This is a genomic window from Glaciimonas sp. CA11.2 (genome assembly GCF_034314045.1).
Classification (GTDB): Bacteria; Pseudomonadota; Gammaproteobacteria; order Burkholderiales; family Burkholderiaceae_D; genus Glaciimonas.
Genome location: NZ_JAVIWL010000001.1, coordinates 4635398 through 4660589, shown reverse-complemented (window position 1 = coordinate 4660589; position 25192 = coordinate 4635398). Strand labels below are relative to the sequence as shown.

At 50.9% G+C, this 25192-nt stretch carries 18 protein-coding genes; 16 read left to right on the top strand and 2 right to left on the bottom strand.

Features of this window, described 5'->3' with window-relative positions:
* Positions 1-11: 11 nt before the first annotated feature.
* On the bottom strand, positions 12-2120 hold the full coding sequence (locus tag RGU75_RS20260; RefSeq protein WP_322239075.1) for a bifunctional rhamnulose-1-phosphate aldolase/short-chain dehydrogenase: 2109 nt from the start codon (positions 2118-2120) through the stop codon (positions 12-14).
* A gap of 563 nt (positions 2121-2683) precedes the next feature.
* Here RGU75_RS20260 and RGU75_RS20255 point away from each other — a divergent pair.
* The 13 genes from RGU75_RS20255 to RGU75_RS20195 all read left to right on the top strand — a co-directional run bounded on the left by RGU75_RS20255 (position 2684) and on the right by RGU75_RS20195 (position 17786).
* On the top strand, positions 2684-3490 hold the full coding sequence (locus RGU75_RS20255) for a DeoR/GlpR family DNA-binding transcription regulator (protein ID WP_322239073.1): 807 nt from the start codon (positions 2684-2686) through the stop codon (positions 3488-3490).
* Between the two features lie 87 nt (positions 3491-3577).
* Entirely contained in the window at positions 3578-4582 is a 1005-nt protein-coding gene (gene rhaS / locus RGU75_RS20250) for a rhamnose ABC transporter substrate-binding protein (protein ID WP_322239071.1), read from the top strand.
* Positions 4583-4782: 200 nt separating this feature from the next.
* A complete protein-coding gene (locus RGU75_RS20245; protein WP_322239069.1) occupies positions 4783-6393 on the top strand; it encodes a sugar ABC transporter ATP-binding protein in 1611 nt (536 codons plus the stop codon).
* A complete protein-coding gene (locus RGU75_RS20240) occupies positions 6381-7415 on the top strand; it encodes an ABC transporter permease (RefSeq protein WP_322239067.1) in 1035 nt (344 codons plus the stop codon). The genes RGU75_RS20245 and RGU75_RS20240 overlap by 13 nt, the downstream gene beginning before the upstream one ends.
* Before the next feature lie 5 nt (positions 7416-7420).
* Entirely contained in the window at positions 7421-8419 is a 999-nt protein-coding gene (locus RGU75_RS20235; protein ID WP_322240683.1) for an ABC transporter permease, read from the top strand.
* A 15-nt stretch (positions 8420-8434) separates the two neighbouring features.
* On the top strand, positions 8435-8611 hold the full coding sequence (locus tag RGU75_RS20230) for an L-rhamnose mutarotase (RefSeq protein WP_322239065.1): 177 nt from the start codon (positions 8435-8437) through the stop codon (positions 8609-8611).
* A complete protein-coding gene (locus RGU75_RS20225; protein WP_322239063.1) occupies positions 8580-10001 on the top strand; it encodes an FGGY-family carbohydrate kinase in 1422 nt (473 codons plus the stop codon). The genes RGU75_RS20230 and RGU75_RS20225 overlap by 32 nt, the downstream gene beginning before the upstream one ends.
* A 427-nt stretch (positions 10002-10428) precedes the next feature.
* On the top strand, positions 10429-11214 hold the full coding sequence (otsB, locus tag RGU75_RS20220) for a trehalose-phosphatase (protein WP_322239061.1): 786 nt from the start codon (positions 10429-10431) through the stop codon (positions 11212-11214).
* 1 nt (position 11215) lies between these two features.
* Positions 11216-13048 (top strand): glycoside hydrolase family 15 protein, encoded by a 1833-nt coding sequence (locus RGU75_RS20215; protein ID WP_322239059.1) that lies wholly within the window; start codon positions 11216-11218, stop codon positions 13046-13048.
* A 16-nt stretch (positions 13049-13064) separates the two neighbouring features.
* Positions 13065-14477, top strand: a complete 1413-nt coding sequence (gene otsA / locus RGU75_RS20210) for an alpha,alpha-trehalose-phosphate synthase (UDP-forming) (RefSeq protein ID WP_322239057.1) — start codon at positions 13065-13067, stop codon at positions 14475-14477.
* A 95-nt stretch (positions 14478-14572) separates the two neighbouring features.
* The gene (gene gnd / locus RGU75_RS20205; protein WP_322239055.1) at positions 14573-15655 is read left to right on the top strand and encodes a phosphogluconate dehydrogenase (NAD(+)-dependent, decarboxylating); all 1083 of its coding nucleotides are present in this window, start codon (positions 14573-14575) and stop codon (positions 15653-15655) included.
* On the top strand, positions 15652-17100 hold the full coding sequence (gene zwf, locus RGU75_RS20200; RefSeq protein ID WP_322239052.1) for a glucose-6-phosphate dehydrogenase: 1449 nt from the start codon (positions 15652-15654) through the stop codon (positions 17098-17100). The genes gnd and zwf overlap by 4 nt, the downstream gene beginning before the upstream one ends.
* Positions 17097-17786 carry an HAD family hydrolase gene (locus RGU75_RS20195; protein WP_322239050.1) on the top strand — a complete coding sequence of 230 codons (690 nt, stop codon included), beginning with the start codon at positions 17097-17099 and terminating at the stop codon, positions 17784-17786. Before zwf ends, RGU75_RS20195 begins: the two co-directional genes overlap by 4 nt.
* 69 nt (positions 17787-17855) lie before the next feature.
* On the opposite strand, the gene tkt is transcribed toward RGU75_RS20195, so the two are convergent.
* On the bottom strand, positions 17856-19931 hold the full coding sequence (gene tkt, locus RGU75_RS20190; RefSeq protein ID WP_322239048.1) for a transketolase: 2076 nt from the start codon (positions 19929-19931) through the stop codon (positions 17856-17858).
* Positions 19932-20485: 554 nt separating this feature from the next.
* Here tkt and fdnG point away from each other — a divergent pair.
* Genes fdnG through RGU75_RS20175 form a run of 3 tightly spaced genes read left to right on the top strand, consistent with a single transcriptional unit; the run spans position 20486 to position 25183 of the window.
* Positions 20486-23557 carry a formate dehydrogenase-N subunit alpha gene (gene fdnG, locus RGU75_RS20185; RefSeq protein ID WP_322239046.1) on the top strand — a complete coding sequence of 1024 codons (3072 nt, stop codon included), beginning with the start codon at positions 20486-20488 and terminating at the stop codon, positions 23555-23557.
* A gap of 37 nt (positions 23558-23594) precedes the next feature.
* Positions 23595-24524, top strand: coding sequence for a formate dehydrogenase subunit beta (gene fdxH, locus RGU75_RS20180; protein ID WP_322239044.1), 930 nt, complete (start codon positions 23595-23597; stop codon positions 24522-24524).
* Positions 24521-25183, top strand: a complete 663-nt coding sequence (locus RGU75_RS20175; protein WP_322239042.1) for a formate dehydrogenase subunit gamma — start codon at positions 24521-24523, stop codon at positions 25181-25183. Before fdxH ends, RGU75_RS20175 begins: the two co-directional genes overlap by 4 nt.
* Positions 25184-25192: the final 9 nt, after the last annotated feature.

Below are 25192 nucleotides of genomic sequence, written 5' to 3'. Positions count from 1 at the left end.
GCCTTATTACCTTATCGTGTAAACGCCGCCGCATTTCCCGCGTCAACGTTAATGATGTTGCCGGTACTCTTGGCCGATTTATCGCTGGCCAAAAAATACACTGCTTCGGCGATATCTTCGGGTAGGACGCTGCGTTTAAGCATACTGCGTTGTCGATAGAATTCTTCCACATCGCCTGATTCAATTTTGTTCGAGGCGGCACGCTCTTCTTTCCATTTTCCATCCCAGATCCGCGAGCCACGGATCACGGCGTCAGGATTGACGACATTGACACGGATACCATGCGCAGCGCCTTCCAGTGCAATACAACGCGCCAGATGGATTTCACCTGCTTTGGCGGTGCAATATGCCGATGCGCCAGCGGATGCCACTAAGCCGTTTTTGCTGGCGACAAATACCATGCTGCCGCCTAATTTTTGTTCTTTCATCATGCGGAAAGCGCTGCGACTAACCAGAAAGTAGCCTGTCACCAGAATCGATTGATTGCGCTCCCACATTTCCAGCGTAGTGTCTTCTAGCGGCGCGGATGAAGCGATTCCCGCGTTAGAGATCAGCAGATCAATGCCGCCAAAGCGGAGCGCCGTGCTGCTGAGGATGATATCAATATCTTGCTCGCTAGTGATATTCGCGCAGATACTAGCGACGTAATCGCGTCCGGCGACCTTGATCAGTGTTTGTTCGGCTTGTGTCAGCGCCTCGGCATCGATATCGGTCAGCATGACGCAAGCGCCTTCTTGTAACAGCTGGCGCGCAACCGCCTGACCGATTCCGCCGCCACCACCCGTGACCAGTGCAATGCGTCCCGCGAGACTTTTTGGTTTGGGCATGCGTTGCAGCTTGGCTTCTTCCAGTAACCAATACTCGATATCGAAGGCTTCCTGCTCTGGCAAGCCGACATAAGTGTCGACCCCATTTGCGCCGCGCATGACGTTGATGGCATTGACATAAAATTCCCCAGCGATGCGGGCTGTGGCTTTGTCTTTGGCGAAGGACAGCATACCAACCCCAGGAATCAAATAAATGATTGGGTTGGCATCGCGTATTGCCGGACTATTATCGCGTTTGCAGCGGGCGTAATAGGCGAGGTATTCGGCACGATAGGCGCACAATGCATCGTCCAGACCAGCCAATAATCGCTCAAAATTGGGATTGACTGGGTCAAAATCGACCACAAACGGGCGGATTTTGGTGCGCAAAAAATGATCCGGGCATGACGTTCCGAGCGCTGCTAACGGCAACAAATCAGTGCTACACACAAAATCGAGCACAGTCCGGCTATCGTCAAAATGGCCTAATTTATATTCATCCTGACTAATCTTGCCGCGCAAAAGCGGCATCAGACGCGCTGCCAGATCGGCACGTTCGGAGGCCACAAGTGGCGTGAACTTACTACCGCCAAAAGCCGGTTGTTTGCTGTTGGCTGCCAACCAGTCTTCTGCGCGTTTGATGATGGCTAAGGTAATCTCGTAGCAGGATTTAGATGTATCGCCCCACGTAAATAAACCATGTCCTTCCAGAACGATCCCTTTTAGGTGCGGCTGTTCTTTTGATAACGCCTCTAGCTTTAGCCCGAGATCATAACCGGGCCGCTGCCATGGCAACCAACCCAAATCACCCTCGAAGACTTTGAGAGTCAGTGCTCGGCTATTGGCACAGGCGGCAATCGCAATCACAGAATCCGGATGCATATGATCAACATGTTTTTTGTCGATGTAGGCATGTAATGGCGTATCGATACTGGCCGCACGTGGATTCAGGTTAAAGGTGCAATGCGGCAAATAGGCGACCATCTCATCTTCCAGCGCCAAGCCACGATAACGATTTTTGAGAGAACGCAGTTTGTCCATATAGAGTGTGGAAAATCCGTCCAGCTTGATACTTCCCAAATCGCCGCCCGATCCTTTGACCCACAAAACCTCGGCTTGCTCGCCGGTAAGGTGGTCAGTCATATCAATCTTGGCGGAGGTATTGCCACCGCCAAAGTTGGTAATGCGCATGTCAGAACCAAGCAGGTTCGAGCGGTATAACAGGAGTTCGGGCGCGCTGAGCGTCGCAGCGGTGGCATCATCCCACATCGGGGTGATCGGGCCTTGCGGCGTGGTGGCAATCAATTCAGTCATACAGTCTCCATCATCTATTGTTATTACTTTAGGCGTTACGCAAAGTCGCCCCAGCAACGTTGTGCTTTCTTGGCCGCCAACGTGGCTTGGTACTCGCGTACTGTCTGCGTCGGCAGCGTTCGCAAGCTCGTTGAAGGGACTGTTCTGCGTAACGCCTATTTATTAATGTATTAGGCTCTGATCACATCGATTTTTTAAAAATGCAAAGGGGATGAGCAATGACGACTAGTAGAAAGCAGGCACTAATCACTGTCAATCTTTTGGCGCTCAAAATGGTGATTGAAGTTGAATTAATCACGATGTTGATTGATGTTGGCATGAAGTTGTCGGGAATGTAATCAATGGTTTGACTGAAGTGTAAATAATCATCGAGTTGATTGATTGGTGATTGACAGACATTTCTCAAATGCTTAGTCTGTTTTACCGACAAAGAGATCGTCCTGTTGATTGCAACTTGATGTAGCAATCAAAAGAGATGAGTCCAAACAGGAGACAAAGTGGTGAATAAGTTGGCGATACCAAAATGCGCTGATGCGCTGTGGCCGATCAGCGATGGTGCGTGAATGGTGAACCACAAGCGCCGTAAAGGCTTGCTGAAGTTACTCGCCGAGCACAACACGGTCAGCGTAGAGCAATTGGTTGATTGGCTGAATTCGTCGCCAGCGACCGTGCGGCGCGATATCGCCTGGCTTGCTGAACGTAATCTGTTGACCCGAACCCGTGGCGGGGCAGAGAATCTGCCGCAAAAAAAACGTGCATTTGCCTTGTCTGGCGAAACCTTTCAAAACAATATAGAACGTTTTTCCGCAGAAAAACGCGCTATCGCCAGATATGCCACAAACATGTGCGCCGCTGGCGAAACCATCATTATCAATGGCGGCACAACGACTTACATGATGGTGGAATTTCTTGCCGAAAAACGCCTGAAAATTTTGACTAATTCGTTTTTGATGGCAGAGCGCCTATTAATGTCGAGCGAAAATGAAATCATTCTGCCGGGCGGCAAGGTCTACCGTGAGCAAAACGTCATCCTTAGTCCATTCGATAACGATATTACCCAACATCACTACGCGGCAAAAATGTTCATGGGCGTCTACGGATTGTCGATGCTGGGTTTGATGGAGGTCGATCCACTTTTGATTCAGGCCGAAAAGCGCCTGATCAGTCAGACCGAAGAATTGATTGTACTGGCCGACAGTTCAAAGTTTGCACGCAAAGCAGGATTGATCTTATGCGGTCTTAACCGCGTGGCTTGCGTCATCACCGATACGGGCGCGTCAGATGCCGCGATCCAGATGCTGGAACAGGCGGGTGTGAAGGTGATTACCGTGACGCCGGAAAAAGTACCGATGAATGCAATGCAGGATTGATTCAACAAAATTGCCCCAAAAAACATTGATTTAACAAGGCTGGAAGACATTCGGTCCACAGTCGTATTTATCACAGGAGACATCGCAATGAAACTAAAAAAAATATTGCTCGCCGCGTTGACCGTCGGCATGATCGGCGGCTTGGTGAACAGCGTCCAGGCGGCCGAAAAAATAAAGATCGCGATGGTGGTAAAGAGCCTCGGCAATGGTTTTTTTGACGCTGCCCATGAGGGCGCAAAAGAGGCCGCGAAAGAACTTGGGGATGTTGAGATTATTTATACCGGCCCAACCACGCCAACAGCGGAAGGCCAGATTGAGATCATCAACTCTCTGATCAGCCAAAAAGTAAGCGCTATCGTGATCTCAGCCAATGATGCCAACGCGCTGGTGCCGATTACTAAAAAAGCGATGCAACGCGGTATCAAAGTGGTTTCTTTTGATAGCGGTATCGCAAAAGATGGGCGGTTGATGCAACTCAATCCATCCAATGCGCAATTGATCGGTTTGAAACAAATTCAGATGGCGTCTGACGCGATTGGCGGAGCCGGTGAAGTGGCAATTCTGTCGGCCACCGCTCAGGCAACCAACCAGAATATTTGGATTGGCGAAATGAAAAAGGTCTTGGCGAAACCCGAGTACGCGAAGATAAAGCTGGTTGCGACCGTCTATGGCGATGACCAATCAGACAAGAGCTATCGAGAAGCAATTGGCTTGTTGCGTAGCAATCCAAATCTGAAGGCGATTATTGCCCCGACTACCGTTGGTATCAATGCAGCCAGTAAAGCCGTGGTGGATGAACATTTGGTTGGCAAGGTATTTGTCACAGGACTCGGTTTGCCGTCTGAAATGGCTGGTCATGTGAAGAGTGGGGCGGTGAAAAGCTTTGCGATCTGGAACCCAATTGATCTCGGTTATGCGGCGACCTATGCTGCTTACGATTTCGTCAAGGGAAAAGCCGTTTCTAAACCGGGTGCGAGTATCGCGGTCGGACGGATGGGTAAGATTACGCTTGATGTTAACAATGAAGCTGCGTTAGCGCCGCCATTTACCTACGATAAAGATAACGTCGACAAGTTTGCCAAAATATTTTGACAATCAAATCGGGCTTATCGATTTTGCCGTGCGCATCAATATTATGCAATAACGTCGTAGTGTAGGGGTTTCTGAACAGTGGTTGCAGTATTAGCTGCAACTACGTTCACAGGATGAGGTTTGATTGTCTTGCGCTGCTCGAAACGCTCGCATAGTTGCATCAGGCGCGGCGCTTGTTCCCTATTATTTATGAAATGAATATGCCCTTGAACGCTGCGCCAAACACTTATCCCGCGCCATCCGATCTGGCGCGATCCGATCTGACGCGATCCGATCTGACGTCGTCCGATACACCGCCGGTGCTGACGTTATCCGGTATCTGCAAACGTTTTCATGGCGTTGTTGCGCTGGATGATGTAGGACTAACGGTCCGCGCCGGAGACGTGATGGCGCTGATTGGTGAAAATGGTGCTGGAAAATCGACGCTGGTGAAGACGTTGACCGGGATTTACCAAGCCGATGGCGGCACGATCCATCTGTCTGGAAAACTGGTTTCGTTTGCCAATCCCCAGGCGGCGATGCATGCAGGTATCACAGCGGTTCATCAGGAAACCGTCATGTTCGATGAACTCACTGTGGCGGAAAATATCTTTATTGGTCGTCAGCCGCAACATGGATTCCCACCCCGGATTAATTGGGCTTTCATTGAGGCAGAAGCGGAAAAATTATTCGCACGTCTGGAAGTCACTTTGCCGGTGCGCGCTCGCGTTAAAGATTTGAGCGTTGCACAACGCCATTTCGTTGAAATCGCCCGTGCACTCTCGCAAAACGCGCGTGTAGTCATTATGGATGAGCCCACTGCGTCATTGTCGCAACGCGAAATTCACGAACTGTATCGGATCATCCGGCAATTGCGCGATGCCGGAACGGCGGTTATTTTTATCTCCCATAAGTTTGATGAGATTTTCGCAGTGGCTGATCGTTACACGGTATTACGTGACGGCCATTTTGTGGCTGCGGGCGCGCTTGCCGATATTGCCGAGCCGGAATTGGTGGCGTTGATGGTCGGCCGTGAGATTCATCAGGTCTTTCCAAAAGTTGAAGTTGCGCTAGGTCCGACAATACTTGAGGTGGAAAATTTTTGTCATCCGACCGAATTTAACGGAGTGAACTTTTCGGTGCAACAAGGTGAAATTGTCGGTTTTTATGGTCTGGTGGGTGCCGGGCGCTCTGAAGTCATGCAGGCGCTATTTGGACTGACGCCTGAGGTTACCGGTACGGTGAAGCTGCACGGAAAGGCGATTACTATCCATTCCACCAGCGACGCTATTGCCCATGGAATCGCCTATGTACCGGAGGATCGGCAGCATCAGGGCGCACATTTATCGCTTCCAATTGTCCACAACATCACATTGCCGATCCTATCCAAAATTGGTTTTTTTCTGTCGGGTCGACGTGCCAAAGAAACGGCTATTGCACGTCATTTTAGCGAACAGCTGGAATTGAAGGCGGGGCATTTTACCCAAATGGTATCGGAACTATCCGGTGGCAATCAACAAAAAGTGGTGCTGGCAAAATGGCTCGCGACCGATCCAAAGGTGATTATTCTGGATGAGCCGACCAAGGGGATTGATATTGGTTCTAAAGCAGCGGTCCATACTTTTATCAGTGAACTGGTGTCGAAGGGATTATCGGTGATTCTGGTCTCGTCTGAATTGCCGGAAGTACTGGGTATGGCTGATCGAATTGTGGTCATGCACCAAGGTCACATCAAAAAAATATTTACGAGGGCCCAAGCGACACCCGAAAACGTGGTTGCCACTGCATCCGGTAGTGCGTATTCCGCAGAGGAAACTGTATGCGCTTACTAAAAAATCGTGAAGCGCTGCTGGCGTTGCTGATCTTGTTACTGATTGGTGTGGTCGGGTTGCGTGCGCCGATATTCCTGAGTGCCTCGAGCATGTCTAATCTGCTGACCGATAGCACGTTATTGGTGATGCTGGCGTTGACCCAGATGTTCGTCATTGTCACGCGTGGTATTGATTTGTCGATTGCGTCAAATCTTGCGCTATCGGGAATGATGACGGCACTGTTGGCGTCCAAATTCCCTGATTTGTCGGTGGCAGTGATCATTCTGGTGGCACTTGGTATTGGTCTGTTTCTGGGCTTGATTAACGGTTGGCTGATTGGTTATCTGAATCTACCGCCGATTGTCGTTACTTTAGGCACGATGAGCGTCTATCGTGGCCTAGTATTCGTGCTTTCCGGCGGTGCATGGGTGTCGTCGCGGCAAATGCCCGCAGCGTTTATCGCGTTTCCACTGACCCATTTTCTTGGTGTCTCGCATCTGGTTTGGTTGGCAGCGATTGCGATTATCGTCATGTGGTTTATTGCCCGCTACACACATTTTGGAAGAGACTTATATGCCATCGGCAATCAACCGGTGGCTGCGCGCTACGTCGGTATTGCGATTTCTCAACGCTTACTTTGGACGTACGGACTCTCGGGCATGATGGCCGGTCTGTGCGGATATTTGTGGGTTGCGCGCTATGCCGTAGCGTATACCGAAATCGCTTATGGATTTGAGTTCACCGTTATTGCAGCGTGTGTAATTGGTGGTATCAGTATTGCGGGCGGTGTCGGTAGTGTCGCCGGTGCGGTGTTGGGTGCCTTATTCCTATCGGTGATCAATAACGCTTTGCCGATTGTAAAGATATCGCCGTTCTGGCAGAGCGCATTGACCGGTATCGTGATTCTGACCGCCGTGGTGATCAATGCCCGTGGCAATACCAAAAACGGTAGACAGATATTGTCGCTGCAGTCGCTTGATCCTTCCCGGCAACCGCCTCCATCCGTTCAATCCGGCCAATCGACAGTAAGGGAAACAGTGTGAGTACGATGAACACGGCGCCATTGCCTTCGACAGCGACATCCCGTTACACCATCCAGGACCGACAAGGCTTTAGGATAGGCGGCGTAATGGCGCGCTGGGAAACGCTGTTAGCGATCCTGTTTGTTGTGGTATTTGTTGCGAATAGCTTTCTGTTGCCGCACTTCTTTGATTTTTATAACCTCGCAGATAGTACGTTTAATTTTAGTGAGAAGGCGTTGATTGCATTGCCGATGGCGTTGCTCATCATCTGTCGGGAGATTGATATTTCAGTCTCGGGCATACTCGCCTTGTCGTCAGTGGCAATGGGTCTTGCGCATCACTATGGCATGCCAGCGCCGGGATTGCTGTTTGTCGCTATTGCGACTGGCACAGCGTGTGGATTGTTAAATGGATTTTTGGTTACCCGCTTTGCGTTGCCCTCCATTGTGGTCACGATCGGGACTGTATCTCTGTTTCGCGGCTTGTCCAGTGTAATTTTGGGTGATCAGGCATTTACCGGTTATCCGCAATTGTTGGTGGATTGGGGACAAGGATATTTCTTCGAGGTGATTCCGCGTGAGTTTGTGGTGTTACTTGTTTTCGCGATAGTGTTTGCGGTCCTGCTACATGCCACCAGTTGGGGACGGAAAATGTACGCTATCGGTAATAATCCGGTTGCCGCACGATTTTCTGGGATCGCTGTGAATCGTTACCGTTTGGCGTTGTTTATGTTGACGGGCGCAATGGCTGGTCTGTCAGGTTTTTTGTTGACTGGACGGATTGGCAGCACGCGCCCCAACATTGCGCTTGGATGGGAGCTTGAAATCATTACTATGGTGATCTTGGGTGGCGTCAGTATCGCTGGTGGCGCGGGTAGTATTGGCGGCGTGTTTCTAGCCGTGTTGACACTTGGTATGGTCACGTACGGGTTGGCATTAGCCAATATTCCTGGGATTATTATGACAATCGTTGTCGGCCTGCTGCTGCTGATCACCATTGCATTGCCGCGCTTGCTGCGCAAATAAAATTACTAACAATCGATGGAAATAATTGCCTTCAAAATGCAGTTCAAGGTTGGAAATGTCCGCGAATACAAACGCCGCCATGACTCGATCTGGCCTGAGTTGATAGTATTGTTATCCAATGCTTGTATGCGCGATTACAGCATCTTTATTGTCCTGAACTATGCCTTCCGACAATCTCATCAAGCCTTTTAAGCGCATCAACAACGCAACCGTTGTTTTGGACATCGGCAAAACCAATGTCAAATTGACGTTGCTGGATGCCAGCGGCAAGACACTCGCTGAGCAACGTTGTGCCAATGCCATCGTCCATAGTGGGCCTTATCCGCACCATGACACTGAGCGCATCTGGGATTGGTTGCTCAATACGTTGCAAGTATTTTCCCACACCGCACATATTCTCGCTATCGTCCCCGTTACCCATGGTGCTACCGCTGCGCTAGTCGACGCCGTTGGATTGGTGTTGCCGGTGCTGGATTATGAGTCTGTGTTGCCGCAGGAATGTGATTGGCACTACGAGAGCGTACGACCGCCTTTTTCCGAAACGTTTTCACCTAATCTGGGCGCAGGATTAAATCTGGGGCGTCAACTATTTTGGTTATCACGTCGCTATCCGGCTGAGTTTGCTCGCGCACGCTACATCCTGAATTATCCGCAATATTGGGCGTGGCGATTGTCTGGTATCGCAGCAAGCGAAATAACGTCGCTTGGATGTCACACTGATTTGTGGCAACCGTTAGCGGGTGGTTATTCCTCGCTGGTTAGGCGGTTAGGTTGGGAAAAACGCTTTCCGCCGATGCGTGATGCATGGACCGCACTCGGCCCATTGCATGGCGATTTGGCATCGCGGACTGGCTTGCCGACCGATTGCAAGATTCTGTGTGGCATCCATGATAGCAATGCATCGCTGTTGCGGTATTTTGGAGCAGTGGGGGATACAACGCAACGATCGGTGTTATCAACTGGCACGTGGGTTATTGTTGCCGCCTTGGGTGCGTCGCTTGATGGTTTGAATGAGCGATCCGACATGCTGGCCAATGTCAACGCGTTAGGCGATCCCGTGGCCTGTATGCGCTTTATGGGCGGCCGCGAATTTTCTGCAATTGCTGGTTCAGAACCGACATTATGCAGCCTCCATGACTTGCAGCATCTGCTCAACCAAAATACGTTGGCGCTGCCTTGTTTTGCGGAGTCCGGCGGCCCTTTTTCGGGGCAGAACGGCACCATCTGCGGAACCTTGCCACAGTCAGATGAAGAGCGCTATGCGCTTGCTACGCTGTATTGCGTGCTGATGACGGATTATTGTTTGGACGCGCTGAAATCTGCGGGGCCGATAGTGGTGGAGGGCAGTTTTACTGATAACCCCTTCTTCTCGGCCTTGCTTGGGATATTACGCCCACAACAAGCAGTGTCTTTTTCAGAGGATTCCAGCGGTACGACGTGCGGCGGATGGATGTTGCAACATTGGCCTTCTACGCTGGATATTGTTGACGGAACGGTAACCAAGTCGACGCCGCTTTCGACGGAACTGGCTGGATTGGCAGACTACCGAGATTGTTGGCGCGCACTTCTACCGCACGCCTAATCGATTTATCTTAAATAGTGAGTGGCCAGCACTTTGTTGCTTCCTGCGGTATCCTTATGGCATCGTAGTTCGCAAATGTGGTTAGCGCTTTCTGTTCGCTGGCACTCTATTTAATGAAGTAGCTTCTCAATCGGCAAGTGTCTGGCTAGACCAAGGGCCAGCAATGTTTTTTCTCTTTGTCTTTCTCTTTTTATCCGCTGTTAGCAGCCGTTCCAAAATAATTGTGAACTAAACTATCAAAAAGCTGCTCGAACTGAAGTGATGTAATTTGCATATTTTTTTAGCGAACAAGCATCGCCGATGTGGTTTTTTAACGAAAATAGCAATTTGCTTCGCGCAGTTCAGCGCAGCTTCAGGCAATTCCATTTAACCGCAACCACGTTACAAGGGTTACCATTTTCGCTCTATTCACTGGGATCATCCAGAAATGAAAAACGCAGATCCTACGGAACTTATAGATACGCAATCAACATTTAACTTAGGCAATCTGGGCGCATGCGCTCTTTTTCTCGACTTCGACGGCACCCTTGTCGATCTGGCGCCCACGCCAGAAGAAGTCGTTGTCATACCAGAATTAATTGATTCCATACAGCATATCCGTGATCATCTCGATGGACGCTTGGCGATTGTGTCAGGCCGTCCTATTTCGCAGATTGATGCGATGCTCGCACCGTTAATATTACCAGTCGCAGGTGTACACGGCATAGAACGTCGCGATGCTGACGGCGTTTTACATTACGCGACTACTCCCACATTTTCTGCCGTTCAGGCCTGCGCGGTGCGTCTCGCCGCGAGTTATTCAGGGTTGCGTGTGGAGCAAAAACGCGGGACTCTTGCATTGCATTATCGTCAAGCCCCCGAGCTTGAGGCGCTCTGTGAATCAGAACTGCTCTTTGCGCTTCGCGATTGTCCTGGCATGGTTTTGTTGCATGGAAAAATGGTGTTTGAGGTGAAACCTGCAACCATCACCAAAGGCACTGCCATTCGCGATTTTTTGACCGAGTCGCCTTTTGCTGGCACGCGTCCGGTGTTTGCCGGCGATGATACAACTGACGAGATTGGCTTTGCCTATGTACAACAAGTGGGCGGGATAGGAATCAAAATAGGCGAAGGCGCCAGCGTCGCACGTTATCGCATCGCGTCACCCCGCGCATTGCGTGCCGAGCTGGCCAGTGTTGCGCAATTGGCTCAGATATTATCCAAAGGATGTTGATATGACAAAAAATTATGCTGAATCATCAGCGCCCATCAATGATCCAAAACGCAGTACATCGACGCTTGCTTGCGGGGTTGTTGGAAATTGCGCGTTAAGCGCATTGGTAGATGAGATGGGGCGCATGGTGTGGTGTTGTCTCCCACGCTTTGACGGTGACCCGGTGTTTAACGCTTTGCTTGATGAATCCGAGAATGGCAGTTTGTGGAGTATTGAAATCGAGAATTTTGCCCGATCCGAGCAATTCTACGAACCAAATACCGCTGTGTTGCACACCCGATTATTCGATACTGACGGGCGCGGCATCGAAATCACGGACGTAGCGCCGCGTTTTATGAGTCGGGATCGCATGTATCGACCACTCATGTTAGTTCGTCGCGTGCGTCCGTTAGATAGCGCAGTACGCATTAGAGTGAGGCTCCGACCACGTTTTGACTGGGGAAGGCAGATACCCACCGTCACGCAAGGTAGTCATCACATACGTTATGTCGGGGCCGCAACCACACTGCGCCTCAATACCGACACTTCACTCAGTTACATCCTGACAGAATCGTTTTTTGTACTGGATCAAACCGCAAACTTCCTGCTTGGCCCTGACGAGACATTGGCGGAAGGGATCGAAGATACTGCGCGCATGTTCGAAAAAGAAACGATTCGTTATTGGCGTACATGGAGCCGACGCCTTGCTGTGCCATTGGAATGGCAGGACGTTGTTATTCGGGCGGCGATCACGCTCAAAATGTCGTTATATGAGGATACTGGTGCGATCATCGCAGCCATGACGACCAGCGTTCCCGAGGCACCAGGAAGCAGTCGTAACTGGGATTATCGGTATTGCTGGCTGCGCGATGCATTTTTTGTCGTGCGCGCGCTAAACAGTTTGTCCGAAGTTGGCACGATGGAAGATTACATGCGCTGGCTGACCAACGTTGTGGCGCGTTCTAAAGGTGGTCATATTCAGCCGTTGTACGGAATCGGGCTGGAAGAGATGCTGCCAGAGTTGATCGTCGATCATTTGCCAGGATATCGTGGTCATACACCCGTTCGTGTTGGCAATCAGGCGCAGGAACATTATCAACACGATGTTTACGGCAATATCATTTTGGGGGCGACTCAGGCATTTCTCGATCAGCGCCTGTTCAATCGCGCAGGTATTGCCGAGTTTATCAATCTTGAGGCAGTTGGCGAACAAGCCTTTAAAGTCTATGCCGAGCCTGACGCCGGCATGTGGGAATTACGCTCCCGTGCGCGGGTACATACCTCGTCGGTATTGATGAGTTGGGCCGCCTGCGACCGACTGTCCAAAATCGCGCATGCGCTTGGTTTGACCGAGCGCGCTGCACATTGGGAGGCGCGTGCCACGATTATTCGTGAACACCTATTGCGCGATGCGTGGAGCGAAGAACGGCAGGCTTTTGCCGAAAGTCTGGGCGGACGTGATTTGGATGCCAGCGTTTTGCTGATGGCCGAAGTGAATTTTATCGATCCGATGGATCCGCGATTTATCGCTACCGTTGACGCTTTGGAGCGCTCTTTGTGCGATGGTCCTTATATGCGCCGTTACGAGGCACCGGACGATTTTGGGAAACCTGAAACTGCATTCAATATTTGCACGTTTTGGAGGATTGACGCGTTGGCGCGGATTGGCCGTAAAGAGCGGGCGCGTGAAATTTTTGAAACGATGCTGAAGGCGCGCAATCATTTGGGATTGCTGTCTGAAGATACGCATCCGGTTACTGGTGAAATGTGGGGAAATTTTCCTCAGACCTACTCAATGGTAGGACTGATTAACTGTGCTGTGCGGCTTTCTGCTCCATGGGATACTGCAATTTAAGCCTCTAAGGAAAACTATGTCACGTCTCGTTATTGTTTCAAATCGGGTTGCCGATCCGCGTAAGCCTGCTGCTGGAGGCCTAGCGGTAGCGCTCGGGGAAAGTATGAAACAAACTGGCGCTCTCTGGTTTGGCTGGAGCGGAAAAATAATCGAAGAAGCTGAGGGCGGAGTTCAGGGGGAAGGTAAGCTCCATACAGAGGAAGCAGGCAATATCACGCTGGTGACGGTTGATTTGAGTCGTAAGGATCACGATGCGTATTATCTTGGATACGCTAACGGTGTGTTGTGGCCAGTGTTTCATTATCGGCTGGATCTGGGGAATTATGAACCGGGTTTCGCAGAGGGCTATCGTCGGGTAAACGAATTGTTTGCGCGCAAGTTGCTGCCATTGCTGAAACCGGACGATCAAATCTGGGTACACGATTATCATCTTATTCCTCTAGCGGCAAATTTACGCGCTATGGGATGCCGCAATCGTATGGGATTTTTTCTGCATATTCCCATGCCACCACCACTTATTACGGCGGCAATTCCGCATCAGGAATGGTTGATGCGTACGCTCTTTGCTTATGATCTGTTGGGTTTCCAAAGTGACGCCGATCTTTTAAATTTTTCCCACTATGTGCAAAGTGAAGCACACGCAGAAGTGTTGTCCGATGGACGTTACCGCGCCTTTGATCGTACGGTACAAGCGGGCTCATTTCCGATTGGTATCGATGTCGGTGAGCTGACTCGTATGGCGGAAACCAAAGAAGGTAATCAAATGTTCCGCGGATTGCGAGAGGAATATTCTCGCCGCCAATTATTGGTCGGCGTTGATCGACTGGATTATTCCAAGGGACTGCCACAACGTATTCGCGCATTCCGCGAACTACTTACACGATTTCCTGAGAATAAGAACAGCGCGACGTTGATTCAAATTGCGTCGCCAAGTCGGGAGGATGTTGATGCTTATGCCAATATTCGCACGGAAATGGAAAATTTGTGCGGTTCCATTAACGGTGATTTTGGTGAGTTGGACTGGATGCCGATTCGTTACATCCATCGTACGGTTGCGCGCAAACGGTTGCCTGGCTTATATCGCGCCAGTCGTGTTGGCCTGGTCACACCGTTGCGCGACGGCATGAATCTGGTCGCAAAGGAATTTATTGCCGCCCAGGATCCCTCAGATCCGGGGGTATTGGTTTTGTCGCGATTTGCCGGAGCGGCAGAGCAACTTAAAGAAGCCTTGATGGTCAATCCCTATGATATTGAGCACACTGCGCAAGTCATTCAACAAGCCTTGCAAATGCCTCTGGAGGAACGTCAGAATCGACACGAAGTATTGCTACGTCGCATCAAAGAACAGGACGTACATTGGTGGTGCAATACTTTTCTTGAAACATTAGCCAATTTGGATTTGCCAGCGGGGCAATCGGTAGCCGATTAGGCAGGTTGGTTGAAGAGTGGACATCAACCATCGCCCATCGATCATAAAATACCTGCAGATTCCGCTGAACGGTCCTTTAAATAAGGAGGTTCACAATGCAACTTGGCATGATTGGGTTGGGACGCATGGGCGCCAATATGGTGCGGCGGCTGCAAAAAGGTGATCACGAATGCGTGGTATACGATGTCAGGGAAGAGGCGATCAACAATCTTTTAAGCCCTGGCATCAGCGGGGCATCGTCGCTTGACGATCTGGTCGCCAAATTACAGAAGCCAAGGGTTATCTGGTTGATGGTTCCGGCGGCTTTGGTCGATCAGGATCTTGCGTTATTAGCGCCTTTACTCGATGCCGGTGACATTATCATTGATGGCGGCAATTCCTACTACCATGACGATATCCGACGCGGGAAAGAGTTGACATCACAACAGATTCATTATGTGGATGTTGGGACCAGCGGTGGTGTGGCCGGTTTAGATCGTGGCTATTGTTTGATGATTGGTGGCGAAAAAGAAATCGTCATCCATCTTGATCCGATCTTTGCGACGCTCGCGCCGGGTTCGGCTGCTGCCTCTCCCACACCTGGGCGCGACAATGCAAACAGCACTGCGGCACAAGGTTATTTGCACTGCGGGCCGCAAGGCGCGGGCCACTTCGTCAAGATGGTCCACAACGGTGTCGAGTACGGCATCATGGGCGCGTACGCAGAAGGCTTGAATATTCTGCGGCACGCGAACGTTGGGCTGCAAAAGGGCGATGTCGACGCCGAGACTACACCGCTACGCAATCCCGAATATTATCAATATGAGATAGATCTTCCTGAGATCGCCGAATTATGGCGTCGTGGAAGCGTTATCGGCTCGTGGTTATTGGATCTGACGGCAAGTGCACTCGTCGCTGATCCTGCACTAGAAAATTATGCCGGTCGGGTCTCTGATTCTGGGGAAGGGCGATGGACGATTACTGCAGCGGTTGATGAAGCCGTGCCGGCCCCGATACTGAGTGCCGCTCTTTTTGAGCGCTTCAGTTCGCGTGGCGAAGCCGATTTTGCCGATAAGGTGTTGTCGGCGATGCGACAGGGGTTCGGCGGCCATATTGAAAAGCCATCGACCGCCGCAGAGACATCCGCCGCCAAGCGTGGCATCACAAAAATCGTGTCGAATAAGCGGCAGGAGGAATGATGACAGTATCGCATTCTGACGCGTTTGTTTTTTTCGGTGCTACTGGTGATCTTGCCTACAAGCAGATTTTTCCTGCCTTGCAAGCGATGATTAAGCATGGTCATCTCGACCTTCCGATTATCGGCGTAGCTAAGTCCGACTGGACTGACGATCAATTACGTGAACGCGCGCGTGACAGTATAGAAAAAAATGGCAGTTTCGATGCCGATGCCTTCGCAAAACTATCGGCCCGCCTTCAGTATATCAGCGGCGATTACCAAGACGACGCGACGTACACTCAACTACGTAAGGTGTTGGGTAAAGCGGTGCGGCCGCTCTACTATCTTGCGGTGCCGCCAAGTATGTTCGGGCCGGTTACTGAAGGGCTTGCCAAATCGGGCGGCGCTAATAATGCGCGTGTGATCATCGAAAAACCATTTGGACGCGATCTTGCGTCAGCGCAAGCACTCAACCGGACATTACTGGCTTCCTTTGCTGAGGAGGCCATTTTCCGAATTGATCATTATCTGGGTAAAGAGCCGGTCGAAAATCTGCTGTATTTTAGATTTTCTAATACATTTGTTGAGCCGATCTGGCATGGCGATTATGTGGCCAGCGTCCAAATCACGATGGCCGAACAATTCGGCGTCCAGGGTCGTGGTGCTTTTTACGAAGAAGTAGGAGCCATCCGCGACGTGGTGCAAAATCACATGCTTCAAGTGTTGGCGTTGTTGACGATGGAAGTGCCGGAAAACGACCTAACTGAAGTGAAAGACGTCAGCGCCGATTCTGCGCAGGATGCCATCCGCGATGAAAAGCTGCGGGTATTATGCGCGATGCGTCCATTAGAACCGTCGGAAGTAATAAAAGGGCAGTTCCGCGGATACCTGGATGAGCCAGGCGTGGCGCCGAACTCTCAGGTTGAGACGTTTGCAGCCCTGCGTTTGCATATCGATAATCCGCGCTGGGCGGGCGTGCCGTTTTATATTCGCGCTGGTAAGGAATTGCCGGTGACGTGCACTGAAGTGATGATCGAACTTAAATCACCGGCGAAAACTGTCTTCGACAAAACTGGGTCAAATCACCCAAATTATTTCATTTTTCGACTCGGCCCTGATATGAAGATCGCATTAGGAGCGAGGACCAAACTACCCGGCGAAGCGATGATTGGCACAGCGACAGCATTGGTCGCGCATCACCATCCAGGTGATGAAATGACGCCGTATGAAAGGCTACTGGGCGATGCGCTTCAAGGCAATGCGGGCTTGTTCACACGGGGTGATATGGTCGAGGCCGCCTGGCGCGTCGTTGATCCTGTTTTGGAGAGTGCGACGGAACAAAATAGTCACAATGCCGCACCAATAGATGTCTATGAGTCGAACACATGGGGGCCGGATGCAGCGCAAAAAATGATGACCGGTAGCGATCAATGGCATAACCCAACATCTAAGGACATGCTGCCATGACAACGCCAAGTGAGATTGTTTTCCTGTTCGATTGCGACAATACGTTGCTCGATAATGACCGCGTGCAGTTTGATCTCCAAACGCATCTGGAGGCAGAGTTCGGTGCAGCAAACCGTATCCGCTATTGGCAAATCTTTGAAGAGTTGCGAACCGAGTTGGGATACGCAGACTATTTGGGGGCATTGCAACGCTATCGAACAGGCGGTATGAATGACCCGCGTCTTTTACAAATGTCGGCATTTCTGGTGGACTATCCATTTGCCACGCGCCTATATCCGAATGCGCTGGAGACTATCGCCCACGTTGGGCAATGGGGACCGACTGTCATTCTTTCGGATGGCGACGTGGTTTTTCAGCCGCGCAAAATTCAACGCTCAGGATTATGGGATGCTGTCGATGGTCGCGTGCTGATCTATATTCATAAAGAGGAAATGCTGGAAGACCTTCAACGACGTTATCCGGCCCAGCACTATGTCATGATCGATGATAAATTACGAATTCTGGCAGCCATGAAAAACGTCATGAAAAATCAATTAACGACTATCTTTCCGCGGCAAGGTCATTACGCTCTGGACCCCGAAAACATCGTCAATTATCCGGCGGCGAATTTGACGGTTGAGTGTATTGGTGATCTGATCAATGCGCTGGATTATCAACATGGGGAATTGATTTTTTCGGACAAGTGAATTGACGCTTCCCGTCTTTGCGAGGTTAGCTTCACATTTCCATCCTGGTCATACAGATTGCAATCCGGCTTAACGTTGAAGTAGAGCCAAGGCCCGCTGGCAGACGTTTTCGACGGTAAAACCATACTCTCGCAGCACCACGTCTCCGGCTGCGGATGCACCAAACTTGTCTACCGAGATGATATCGCCGTCATCACCGATGTAGCGATGCCAACCCTGTGCCACGCCAGCCTCCACCGCGAGTCTTGGTTGTCTTGGCTTTGATGGCGGGAAGACGGTATCGCGGTATTCCTGCGGTTGGGCGTCGAATAACTCCCAACTGGGCATCGACACCACGCGTGCCTGAATGTTTTGTTTCATCAATTCTTCCCGCGCGGCAATGATCAGTTTTACTTCCGAACCGCTAGCGATCAGGATTAAGTCGGGATGGCCGTCAGGCGCATCGGCCAGAATGTAAGCGCCGCGTTGCAGGCCTTCGGCAGCAGCAAACCGGATCCGGTCGAGTGTTGGCAAATTCTGTCTGGTTAATACGAGTGCCACGGGCCGATCAGTTGACTGGATTGCAACGCGCCATGCGTGAGCCGTTTCGTTCGCGTCGGCTGGACGAATCACGATTAGCCGCGGTATGGCACGCAAGCTGGCAAGCTGTTCCACCGGCTGATGGGTCGGCCCATCTTCGCCTAGCGCGATGCTATCGTGGGTAAAGACGAAAACTACCTGCAACTCTGATAGCGCGGCAAGGCGTATCGATGGCCGCATGTAATCGGAGAAAACTAGAAATGTCGCACCAAATGGCACTGTGCCGCCATGTCCTGCCATACCATTCATGATCGCGCCCATGGCATGTTCGCGCACACCAAAGTGCAGATTGCGACCATCAGGACTCCAACCCCCGCCGTTCGAACCCTGTCGGTCGCGAGCGCTGACGCCACCTGGTTGAAAATCTCCGAAGCCTTTTAATGCCGTCATGGTCGATGGATCCAAATCTGCCGAGCCGCCAATCAATGCCGGAAAGTGTGTAGCAATCGCGTTCATTACCTGGCCCGATGCGATCCGGGTGGCCATTCCTTTCTCATCTGCGGGGAACTGTGGAATAGCGGCATCCCAGCCGTCGGGAAGCTGTCCTGCGCCGCCCGACATACGTTGGTGTAATTCTTGTGCTAGGTCGGGAAACTGTTTTGTATAGGCTGATATTGTCGCGTTCCAATCAGCTTCACGCTTTTCGCCGCGATCATTTATTTCTTTAAAGTGTGCGCGGGCGGCATCGGGAACGTAGAACGCTGGTTCCTCGGGCCAGCCCAGATTACGTTTGGTCAGGCGGACTTCTTCGGTGCCGAGTGGAGAACCATGCGCCTCAAAGGTGTCTTGTTTGTTGGGCGAGCCATAACCAAGATGAGTGCGCACCAGTATCAAGGAGGGACGATGGGTTTCTGAGCGAGCGTTAGCGAGTGCTTGCGCGATAGCTGAAAGGTCGTTGCCGTCCGCAATGATCTGCGTATGCCAGCCATAGGCCTCAAAGCGCTGCGCCCGATCCTCGCTGAAGGTCATCTCGGTGCTGGCGGACAGCGTCATGTTGTTGTCATCATACAAATAGATTAATTTGCCTAATTGCAGATGACCAGCCAAAGAGGCAGCCTCGGATGTCACGCCTTCCATCAGGTCGCCGTCACTCACAATTCCATAGGTGTAGTGGTTGATGACTTCATAGCCGTCGCGGTTATAGTGAGCTGCGAAATGTGCTTCGGCCATTGCCATGCCGACGGCATTGCCAAAGCCTTGACCGAGGGGTCCGGTTGTCATCTCGACGCCTGGCGTGACGCCGCGTTCAGGGTGGCCGGGCGTGGAACTGGCCCATTGGCGAAACCTTTTCATTTGTTCAAGCGGTAGATCGTAGCCGGTCAAATGAATCAGGCTATACAGGAGTGCCGATCCATGCCCTGCCGAAAGGACAAAACGATCCCGGTCGAACCAATCGGGATTGGCTGGATGATGCTTGAGAAATTGTGACCAGAGAACATACGCCATCGGTGCCGCATCGAGTGGCAAGCCGGGATGACCGCTATTGGCAAGTTGCACGGCATCGACCGCCAGGAAACGGATTGTATTAACACACGCCTCGTCGACTTCTGAAAATGTTGAGGACATTTAGCTGCTCCTTGATGGGTTGAATGGCGCTAATAGGCGAAGATTTAAAAACGAAGAGTGACTAACAGAGCTCGACGGACGCACATTGGCGTAACCGTCGTGAATTTGTTGGGAATTGTTAAAATAGACAGGGGTTTAATTAAATAGTTTAAAAAAACGACAAACAGCGGGGCGATAGCCGCAATTTAGGCGTTGTACTCTGCAACTAACAAACGAATTCGGCGTTTACGTTGAAAAAATACTTACTTTGGCTTGTAGGGATATAATGCGCTCCACCCAATTTGAGAGATCAATGGGGAATGTGCAGTACTGCGTGACGTTATTCCTCCAGACAACCTTTTTGCAATCTTTTCTGTTGTCAGTTTGTTCCATAAAAGAAAACATTTTTCTTGGAAAACATTGCTTTATAGCATTTTTTCCTACGTTGTCGCGTGGATAAAAGCGCACTTTTTCAATTTATCGTAAGACCCGCGCTGTTCCGTGAAAGCGTGATATATTTTTTTATATTTCCTGTGTACATATTTTTTTTTTGAAACCATTTAGAGGCATTCACCATGGTTCAACTATCAAGGCGCCAGTTTCTTAAAGTTACTGGCTCGACGCTGGCGGGTTCCAGTCTCGCTTTGCTTGGCTTTGCGCCAATTGCGGCGTTGGCGGAAGTTCGACAATATAAGCTTTCTCGCACCACGGAAACGCGTAATACATGTCCGTACTGTTCGGTTGGCTGCGGCATTCTGATGTACGGTCTGGGCGACGGAGCAAAAAATGTCTCCTCGAGCATTCTGCATATTGAAGGCGATCCGGATCATCCGGTCAATCGCGGCACGTTATGCCCAAAGGGCGCAAGCCTGATTGACTTTATTCATAGCCCGAGTCGGTTGCTTGCACCAGAGTATCGCGCTCCTGGCGACGACAAATGGCAGAAAATATCATGGAACGACGCGCTAGATAAAATCGCTGGTCTGATGAAGAAAGATCGCGATGAAAACTTTATTGAAAAAAATGCCGCAGGTGCGACCGTCAATCGTTGGTTGACCACCGGTATGTTGGCAGCATCAGCGGGAAGTAACGAAGTTGGTTATTTGACGCACAAGACAATTCGTAGTTTGGGAATGTTAACGTTCGACAATCAAGCACGCGTTTGACACGGACCGACGGTGGCAGGTCTTGCCCCGACGTTTGGCCGTGGTGCGATGACGAATCATTGGGTCGACATCAAGAATGCCGATGTGATCCTGGTAATGGGCGGCAATGCCGCTGAAGCACACCCTTGCGGATTCAAATGGGTAACAGAAGCTAAAGCGCATAACAAGGCGCGATTGATCGTGGTTGACCCGCGTTTCACCCGCACCGCGTCAGTGGCGGACTATCATGTCCCGACCCGGACCGGTACGGATATTGTGTTCCTTGGCGCAATCATCAACTATTTGTTGGTGAACGATAAGATTCAGCACGAGTACGTTCGCAATTACACCGACATGCCGTTCATTGTGCGTGATGATTTTGCGTTCAAAGATGGTTTGTATTCCGGTTACAGCGAAAAGGCTGGCGGGTATCCGGACAAAAGCACGTGGGATTACGAGATGGGTAGCGATGGCTTTGCCAAAATCGATACCACCTTGCAGCATCCACGTTGCGTTTATCAATTGATGAAAACGCACTACTCGCGCTATACACCAGAAATGGTGGAGCGTATTTGCGGTGTGCCATCGGATAAATTTCATAAAGTAGCCGAAGCATTGGCTTCGACCGCCACCCCGGATCGCGCAGGTACTATTTTGTACGCTTTGGGATGGACGCATCACTCGACCGGCGCACAAATTATTCGTACCGGTGCAATGGTCCAGCTATTACTGGGAAATATCGGTATCGCTGGCGGCGGAATGAATGCGTTACGTGGTCACTCTAACATCCAGGGTCTGACCGATTTGGGGTTAATGTCGAACCTTTTGCCAGGCTACATGACGTTGCCCGGCGAGAAAGAACAGGATTTTGACGCTTATATTGCTGCCCGTGCGACGAAACCGTTGCGTCCTAATCAGTTAAGTTATTGGAAAAACTACCGCAGTTTTCATGTCAGTTTTATGAAGACCTGGTGGGGCGACGCCGCTACTGCGGAAAATAACTGGGCTTACGATTACTTGCCTAAGCTTGATAAGCCGTACGACTTATTGCAGGCCATTGAGTTGATGCATCAGGGCAAGATGAACGGCTACATCGCGCAGGGCTTTAACATGCTTGCTTCTGCGCCGAGCAAGCAAAAAGTTACTGAAGCCCTGTCTAAACTGAAGTGGCTAGTGGTGATGGATCCGCTTGCGGTGGAAACGGCTGAGTTCTGGAAACCACACGGCGAATTCCATGACGTCGATCCGGCTAAAATCCAAACTGAAGTGTTCCGTTTGCCAACTACCTGTTTCGCGGAAGAGCGTGGATCGCTGGTCAGTTCAGCGCGCTGGTTGCAATGGCATTGGCAGGGATCGGAACCACCGGGTTTAGCCCGCAGCGATCTGGACATTATGTCTGGCATATTTTTGCGCATGCGCACGATGTATAAACGCGATGGCGGCAAGTTTCCTGACCCGATTGTGAATCTGACATGGAATTATGCTAATCCTGAAAGTCCGACGCCGGAAGAACTGGCCAAGGAATTTAACGGTAAAGCGCTGGTCGATTTGTATGATCTAAAAGATCCGACCAAGCTACTGGCGAAGAAAGGCGAGCAATTGCCGTCGTTCGCCATGTTGCGTGACGATGGCTCGACGACTAGTGGTTGCTGGATATTCTGCGGTGCGTGGACGCAGGCGGGCAATCAGATGGCGCGCCGTGATAACACCGATCCTACCGGGATTGGCCAGACCCTTAACTGGGCTTGGGCTTGGCCGCTCAATCGTCGGGTGTTGTACAACCGTGCTTCTTGCGATGTGAAGGGCAAGCCATTTGACGCCAAACGTAAACTTATTGGCTGGAATGGCACCGCTTGGAATGGTCCTGATATCCCTGACTTCAAGGCTGACGAACCACCGGAAAACGGGATGGGTCCGTTTATTATGTTAGGTGAGGGCGTGGCGCGGTTCTTTGCCCGAGGTGCGATGGCGGAAGGTCCTTTCCCAGAACATTACGAGCCATTTGAAAATCCGCTCGGCTATAACCCGATGCACCCGAAAAATCCGTTGGCGACCAGCAATCCGGCTGCACGGGTCTTTCCACAGGACCGTGCGCAATTGGGAAAACATGAGGATTATCCGCATATTGCAACCAGTTACCGATTGACCGAGCATTTCCATTACTGGACTAAGCATGCCAAGCTGAATGCGATTATTCAGCCCGAGCAATTTGTCGAAATTGGTGAAGACCTGGCGAAAGAAGTAGGCGTCGTAGCAGGTGAGCGCGTGCGCGTCAGTTCGAAGCGAGGACACATTATTGCCAAAGCTGTAGTGACCAAACGTATCAAATCCTTGATGATTGAAGGCAAAAAGATGCACACAGTCGGACTCCCGATTCACTGGGGATTTACGGGTCTTGCAAAGCCCGGATATCTGATCAATACCCTGACACCGTCAGTCGGTGATGCGAATTCCCAGACGCCGGAATTCAAATCTTTCCTGGTGAAAGTGGAAAAAGCATGAGCAAACTACTAGCGTGTGCTGAAAGAGGAGACTAAAGATGTCAATGCAATCACTTGATATCCGGCGCTTGTCGGCGACGACGGTACAGCCGCCGTCGGTGCGGGAACCCGTCACAGGAACTGTCGCAAAGCTGATCGATGTCTCTAAATGCATCGGTTGCAAAGCATGTCAGACCGCATGTATGGAATGGAATGATCTGCGCGATGAAATTGGCGATACGAGCGGTACTTACGATAATCCGCGTGATCTGACCGATAAATCGTGGACCGTGATGCGGTTTTCGGAATATGAAAATCAGGATGCAAATCTTGAGTGGCTAATTCGTAAAGATGGCTGTATGCACTGCGAGGATCCGGGCTGTCTGAAAGCTTGCCCGGCACCTGGCGCCATCGTGCAATACACCAACGGTATCGTCGATTTTCATCAGGAAAATTGTATCGGTTGCGGCTACTGTATTGCGGGATGTCCGTTTGATGTGCCGCGCATTTCGAAGCAGGACCATCGTGCTTATAAATGCACTTTATGTTCTGACCGTGTTGCGGTCGGTCAAGAGCCTGCATGCGTCAAAACCTGTCCGACTGGTGCCATTGTGTTCGGTACAAAAGAAGACATGAAGCAGCATGCGGAAGAGCGCATTGAAGATCTGAAGTCGCGTGGTTTCGACAAGGCCGGTTTGTACGATCCTGCTGGCGTCGGTGGTACGCATGTGATGTATGTATTGCATCATGCGGATCAACCGTCTCTTTATCATGGTCTGCCCAACAATCCGCGCATTAGTCCGATGGTGTCGTTATGGAAGGGTATCGCCAAACCGTTGGCTGTTGCCGGTCTCGCACTGGCTGCGTTGTCAGGTTTCTTCCACTACACGCGCGTCGGCCCTGCCGAAGTGACTGAGGAAGAAGAGCGCGAGGCCCAGGAAGCCGCTCGTAAAATACAGGAAGAGCAGCAGCAAGGAGAGCCAAGATGAATCCCGAGTTGAACGAGTTGAAAGATCACAAGACGCCCACGCCTCTGATCCTTCGTTACACACCCAACGAACGCAGTAATCACTGGATCACAGCGATTACGTTCGTTTTGCTGGCTCTTTCCGGATTGGCCCTGTTTCATCCAGCCATGTTTTGGCTGACTGAACTGTTCGGAGGCGGGCAGTGGACGCGGATTCTGCATCCCTTTGTTGGCGTTGTCATGTTTGTATCATTTGCCTTCCTTGTATTGCGCTTTTGGCATCACAACTTCTTTGAAGAGGGTGATGTCCAGTGGTTGAAGCAAATTGACGATGTCCTCGCCAATCGCGAGGACAAGCTGCCCGAAATCGGTCGCTATAACGCTGGGCAGAAGTTGTTATTCTTCACACTGGTGGTGTGCATGCTAGGCTTGCTGGCATCCGGAATCGTGATTTGGCGCGCGTATTTTGCATTTTACTTTCCGATCCCAGTCATTCGTGCAGCAGCGTTATTGCACGCTGTTTGTGCGTTTGTTCTGATCATTGGTATCATCATTCACATCTATGCAGGTTTCTGGATCAAGGGTTCGATGGGTGCAATGGTGCGTGGTACGGTCACCTACGGCTGGGCAAAAAAGCATCACCCGCGTTGGTTTAAGGAAAGCGTCAAAAAGCAACCATGATGTGAGGTG

Bases quoted from the DNA above. Each gene is read 5' to 3' on its own strand.
- RGU75_RS20260 (WP_322239075.1), bottom strand. From the start codon at position 2,120: ATGACTGAATTGATTGCCACCACGCCGCAAGGCCCGATCACCCCGATG.
- RGU75_RS20255 (WP_322239073.1), top strand. From the start codon at position 2,684: ATGGTGAACCACAAGCGCCGTAAAGGCTTGCTGAAGTTACTCGCCGAG.
- rhaS (WP_322239071.1), top strand. From the start codon at position 3,578: ATGAAACTAAAAAAAATATTGCTCGCCGCGTTGACCGTCGGCATGATC.
- RGU75_RS20245 (WP_322239069.1), top strand. From the start codon at position 4,783: ATGCCCTTGAACGCTGCGCCAAACACTTATCCCGCGCCATCCGATCTG.
- RGU75_RS20240 (WP_322239067.1), top strand. From the start codon at position 6,381: ATGCGCTTACTAAAAAATCGTGAAGCGCTGCTGGCGTTGCTGATCTTG.
- RGU75_RS20235 (WP_322240683.1), top strand. From the start codon at position 7,421: ATGAACACGGCGCCATTGCCTTCGACAGCGACATCCCGTTACACCATC.
- RGU75_RS20230 (WP_322239065.1), top strand. From the start codon at position 8,435: ATGGAAATAATTGCCTTCAAAATGCAGTTCAAGGTTGGAAATGTCCGC.
- RGU75_RS20225 (WP_322239063.1), top strand. From the start codon at position 8,580: ATGCCTTCCGACAATCTCATCAAGCCTTTTAAGCGCATCAACAACGCA.
- otsB (WP_322239061.1), top strand. From the start codon at position 10,429: ATGAAAAACGCAGATCCTACGGAACTTATAGATACGCAATCAACATTT.
- RGU75_RS20215 (WP_322239059.1), top strand. From the start codon at position 11,216: ATGACAAAAAATTATGCTGAATCATCAGCGCCCATCAATGATCCAAAA.
- otsA (WP_322239057.1), top strand. From the start codon at position 13,065: ATGTCACGTCTCGTTATTGTTTCAAATCGGGTTGCCGATCCGCGTAAG.
- gnd (WP_322239055.1), top strand. From the start codon at position 14,573: ATGCAACTTGGCATGATTGGGTTGGGACGCATGGGCGCCAATATGGTG.
- zwf (WP_322239052.1), top strand. From the start codon at position 15,652: ATGATGACAGTATCGCATTCTGACGCGTTTGTTTTTTTCGGTGCTACT.
- RGU75_RS20195 (WP_322239050.1), top strand. From the start codon at position 17,097: ATGACAACGCCAAGTGAGATTGTTTTCCTGTTCGATTGCGACAATACG.
- tkt (WP_322239048.1), bottom strand. From the start codon at position 19,931: ATGTCCTCAACATTTTCAGAAGTCGACGAGGCGTGTGTTAATACAATC.
- fdxH (WP_322239044.1), top strand. From the start codon at position 23,595: ATGTCAATGCAATCACTTGATATCCGGCGCTTGTCGGCGACGACGGTA.
- RGU75_RS20175 (WP_322239042.1), top strand. From the start codon at position 24,521: ATGAATCCCGAGTTGAACGAGTTGAAAGATCACAAGACGCCCACGCCT.